This window comes from Streptococcus mitis SK597, assembly GCF_000148545.1.
Lineage (GTDB): Bacteria > Bacillota > Bacilli > Lactobacillales > Streptococcaceae > Streptococcus > Streptococcus mitis_C.
This window is the reverse complement of record NZ_AEDV01000079.1, coordinates 1-4,847: the sequence shown is the minus strand read 5'-3', so window position 1 is coordinate 4,847 and position 4,847 is coordinate 1. Positions and strand designations below refer to the sequence as shown.

Here is a 4,847-nt window from a genome sequence, read left to right as displayed (position 1 = left end):
TTTTTCCTTTGACACTAGGTAGTGAGCGTAGTTGTAACGAACTCTGATGTAGCCAAATAAAAACTCTTGATGCTCAAAATTTTTTGTCTGATATAACTCCATCAAATGAGAGTAGTTTGCCTCATATTCTTGTTCACGACCCACTAAGGAATAGAAATTAGATAGAGTATTCAATGCCTTTAAATAAATCAGAGTATTTGAAGAGACTTTTAATAATATATTTTCCAATGAAGAAATAGCCTCACACTTACTGTCATATTGATAGAAGTCAATAATAGCTTTAATCCATTCAAGGTAAGTTCGGTCTTCTAGTGTTAGAAAAGTACTTCGTTCAATCTCTATTCTATAAATATATTCCAAATTGTCATAATTTCTGTCATCTAATAGTCGAGCAGATAATTGCTTGAAATTAGAGAGGTTAGATTTAATTTTAATTTGTTCATTAAAAAAATAATCTAATGGTACTTCAAGTCGTTGTGAGAGTTTGAACAAAAGGTCTGCGGAGGGAATAAAATGTCCCCTCTCAATTTTACTAATCTGGCTCTGTTCACAAATTCCTTCTGCAAGAGTTTGTTGGGAGAGTCTCAACTCTTTTCTTTTCAATCTGAATTTCTCTGCGAGTGTATTCATTAAAGATAATAAACCTTCCTATTTGCTTAATTTCATTATAAAATTTTTAGTTCAAAATAGCAAGTTAAAGGAATAAAAAATGTTTATGTTTAATAATATAAAAAAAAGTTAAAATGAACATAAACACTTGAATGAATAAAATATATATGTTAGAATAAAAATAAGGAAAAAGAAAGGGGTTTCATTGCATGAGAAAAAAACGTGGAATTAAAAAAATAGTTATATTTGTATTACTAAGTGTTCTTGCATTTGGTAATACAATCCCCTATCAACAGTTATTCAGAAGGATAAACGATTGGAGATTCGAGTAGAATCACAAAAGAAGTCCAATGGTCTTGATGTTGGGAAGGCTGATTGATTTCGTATTACTTCAAAATTCAACTATTTAGAGAGAAGAAGATTCTTTTATCAATAGTTTAGTAAGCTTGTTAGTTTATAGAGGTCAGGGGTATTTCTGCCCTCTGTTTTAGAATAAGGAATGCACTATGAAAAAATTATTTATACTCATATCCAACCTGCTTGCTAGTTTGTTCTTTGTTTGGGTATTTACCATTTGGACTGATACATATGTCTCCTATTATTACCCCAACGTTGTTGTACATGATTCTTCCCCTGAAACAACTTTTCAGCATGTTGCTACACGCTTGGAAAAACTAGCAGAAGAAACAGATAGCTTTATTGCGATTCAACACCAAGATCCTAACTCAGAAGGTACTACAGTTTTTTCTTATACGACCTTTGGAGACGGAAAGTTGCCTGATGGGCTACAGGAAAAAAAACTAGAAGATGCTCAAAGTAGTAGTGTTGAAACAAACTATTTTGTATTCGATGGACACCTAGATATTCACTTGCTAAGGGAGGAGCTAAGTCAACTTGGCTTGACTAATATGCACCTGACAATTCCATCTAAACTATCTACGTTAATGGCTATCTTTAGTAACGGATTTCAGTTAATCAGTCTATTGATTTTCATCTTAACCTTTGGAGCACTGACTTTAATTAGTCAAATTAGCCAATTACGGTCGTCGGGCATTCGCCTCATTTCAGGAGAGAAACGGTGGTCCATTTTTCTTAGACCAGTTGGTGAGGATTTGAAAGGGATAGCTGTTGGTTTCAGTTTAGCTGGCGTGCTCACCATTCTTATGCAAAAAATTCTGTCGCTTCCAACGCAATCCCTAATGACCATAGGAGCAGGCTTGCTCAGTTATAATCTCATCTTGTTGTCGATCTCCCTGTTTTTCGCTCAACTCTTCGCAGTTGGGATAAAAAAGATACACCTGATGCAGATTATAAAAGGGCAAGTGCCTGTCAGAGGAATCATTAGTTTGATTTTAATCGGTCAACTATTAGCGATTATTATTGTAACGCTGGGAATAGGGAGTAGCTTAAAGTATTCCCAAGCCTGGCAACAGCATCGGATTGGACAAGAGGCTTGGAGCCAGGAAAGGCAACTGATTACCCTATCAATCAGCCGTGAAGGAACGAGTCCTGGTTTTGATGAACAAGCTCAAAGGAAACTCAGAACTTGGTATCAATTGATGGATCTGGCTGTTTCAGAACAAAAGGCTTTCTTATCTAGACACCAGTTAATTGACCGTACTTTGCAAAATGGCATGGCTTCCTCCAAAAACTTTATAACCTCTACAGAATGGTACGATTACAGCCCGAATGGCAATATCCTTATCGTCACACCGCAATACTTGGAGCGTCAAAACATTCCTGTAGATACAACTATTGAGCAAAAGATGAATCACCTTGATGTAGGGGAGTTTGTCTTATTGCTGCCTGAACACCTCCGTTCAGAGGAAGAACATTATAAATCTGTTTTTGAAGACGACTTAACCAGTCGCATGTCTAGTCAAGATGAACGACAGCAAATGACTGCTACGGTAGGTTATTTAGAATCAGGTCAGGATCGTTTTGTGTATAATACGACCCCTATTTCTTACCAACAATTTTTGAAAGATCCAATCATCATTGTTATAACACCCCAATCAACTGGTCCACAGTCCATTTTGTTTTGGATAGACGCAGTACAGAACTACATTCTCTTTAATCAATTGTCTGATGCCCAGGAGCTTATCCAGAGACAAGGCATTGAAAATTGGGTCTCAGAAATGCAAACAGGTTACCACAACTACATCACATTATTGGATAATATCCAGAGGGAACGTTGGGTAATGCTAGCAGGAGCTGTGCTTGGGATTGCAACTTCAATCTTGTTGTTTAACACTATGAATAGGCTCTACTTTGAAGAATTTAGACGTGCCATTTTTATCAAACGCATTGCAGGTCTCAGGTTCTTAGAAATCCATCGCACTTATCTCTTTGCTCAACTGGGTGTGTTTTTACTGGGATTTGTTGCGAGTGTATTTCTTATGGTAGAGATAGTAGTTGCTTTCTTAGTCTTGTTACTCTTTACTGGTCTATCTCTTTTACAGTTACATGTCCAAATGCAGAAAGAAAACAAGATGTCCATGCTTGTTTTGAAGGGAGGTTAATATGATTGAACTTAAACAGGTGAGTAAATCTTTTGGAGAACGAGAGTTATTTTCGAATCTTTCAATGACATTTGAGGCTGGAAAAGTCTATGCCTTAATTGGTTCAAGTGGTAGCGGAAAAACAACCTTGATGAACATGATTGGAAAATTAGAATCTTATGATGGGACGATTTTTTACCGAGGTAAAGACTTGGCCAATTATAAATCGAGTGATTTTTTCCGTCACGAATTGGGCTACCTCTTCCAGAACTTTGGCTTAATTGAAAACCAAAGTATTGAAGAAAACCTTAAGCTAGGTCTCATTGGTCAAAAGTTGAGTCGGTCGGAACAGCGGTTGAGGCAGAAGCAGGCCTTAGAACAGGTCGGCCTGGCTTATCTTGACCTAGATAAGCGCATCTTTGAGTTATCGGGCGGAGAATCGCAACGTGTTGCCTTGGCAAAAGTTATCTTAAAGAATCCACCCCTTATTCTGGCAGATGAGCCAACAGCTTCAATAGACCCAGCAACCTCTCAGTTGATTATGGAGATTTTGCTATCTCTTCGAGATGATAATAGGCTAATCATTATCGCAACACATAATCCGGCAATTTGGGAGATGGCTGATGAAGTGTTCACGATGGATCGTCTGAAATAAAAACCCTTGTTTTTAATTGCACGATGAGTTACTGAAATATTATCATGAATCAATAATTGGAGTTAATTTAGAATTGTATTTTATTGATATTGAGGTAACTTTTTCTTGATAAAGGAAGAAATAGTGGAGAGGAAGTTAGAATGAAAAAATTCGACAATTATATTATTGAGAAGCCTTGCGATTCTAATTCAGATAAACTGCAAAAAATCTTAATAATTGAAAGTTTGGTAGATGATATTTTGCAATTTTCTCTCAGAATCAATAATAGTGTAGGAGAGATTTTCCTCCTACAACCATTTCAAAAGAAATATTTACCCATTGGGAGAAGATGTTGCAGTGGATAATGTGTTACTCACTGAAAAATATAATTTTCAACTAAAAGATTTTGAAGGATTCATTTCAAAATAAACAATAATTAAAGAATAAGAAAAATCCTCCGTTTCAAAGAGTAGAGAACTCTTTGCGACAGAGGATTTTTTCTATAGGGCTTTAGCAGCTGCAATTGCGGCTTCAAAGTTTGGTTCAGAGTTGATATTGTCCACGTATTCAACGTAGCGAATAGTATTGTCGGTATCGAGGACAAAGACTGCGCGTGCCAATAGGTGCCACTCATTGATTAAGAGGGCATAATCACGTCCAAAGGAATGGTCGAAATAGTCTGAGAGCATGATGGCATTTTCAATACCTTCAGCCCCACACCAACGTTTTTGGGCAAATGGTAGGTCCATTGAAACAGTCAAGACAACCGTATTATCCAGTCCAGCCAGTTCTTCATTAAAACGACGCGTTTGAGTTGAGCAGATGCCTGTATCGATAGAAGGAACGACACTCAAGACTTTTTTCTTGCCATCAAAATCAGCCAGAGATTTTTTAGAAAGGTCTGTTGTAGTGAGTGAAAAATCAAGTGCCTTGTCGCCGACTTGTAGTTGTTTACCTGTAAAGCTCACAGGATTTCCGAGAAAAGTTACCATAAGATACTCCAATCTTTTTTCTTCCATTTTAGCTGAAACAGTCGGAATTTTCCAATGATTTGACCGGAAATATGGGCATAGAAAAAAACGCCAGCTCATGTGAGAATGACG

General features: G+C 36.9%; 4 protein-coding genes and 2 pseudogenes. 4 read left to right on the top strand and 2 right to left on the bottom strand.

The annotated features are described in order from the left end of the window. The coding region (locus SMSK597_RS0102930) for a helix-turn-helix domain-containing protein (RefSeq protein WP_001093642.1) at positions 1-630 on the bottom strand (630 nt) is incomplete at its 3' end. A gap of 188 nt (positions 631-818) precedes the next feature. Here SMSK597_RS0102930 and SMSK597_RS13960 point away from each other — a divergent pair. The 4 genes and pseudogenes from SMSK597_RS13960 to SMSK597_RS10165 form a co-directional block, all read left to right on the top strand. Beyond that, positions 819-988, top strand: a pseudogene (locus SMSK597_RS13960) (PhrA family quorum-sensing system peptide). A 127-nt stretch (positions 989-1,115) separates the two neighbouring features. Next, positions 1,116-3,131 carry a DUF1430 domain-containing protein gene (locus SMSK597_RS10175; RefSeq protein WP_000732388.1) on the top strand — a complete coding sequence of 672 codons (2,016 nt, stop codon included), beginning with the start codon at positions 1,116-1,118 and terminating at the stop codon, positions 3,129-3,131. Between the two features lies 1 nt (position 3,132). Next, complete coding sequence (locus SMSK597_RS10170) at positions 3,133-3,765, top strand: ABC transporter ATP-binding protein (protein ID WP_000571434.1); 633 nt, start codon at positions 3,133-3,135, stop codon at positions 3,763-3,765. Between the two features lie 140 nt (positions 3,766-3,905). Beyond that, positions 3,906-4,064: pseudogene (locus SMSK597_RS10165) on the top strand (competence protein ComA); the annotation flags it as partial. A 180-nt stretch (positions 4,065-4,244) separates the two neighbouring features. Here the strand turns inward: SMSK597_RS10165 and tpx are convergent. Then, positions 4,245-4,736 (bottom strand): thiol peroxidase, encoded by a 492-nt coding sequence (gene tpx / locus SMSK597_RS10160; protein WP_000256026.1) that lies wholly within the window; start codon positions 4,734-4,736, stop codon positions 4,245-4,247. Positions 4,737-4,847: the final 111 nt, after the last annotated feature.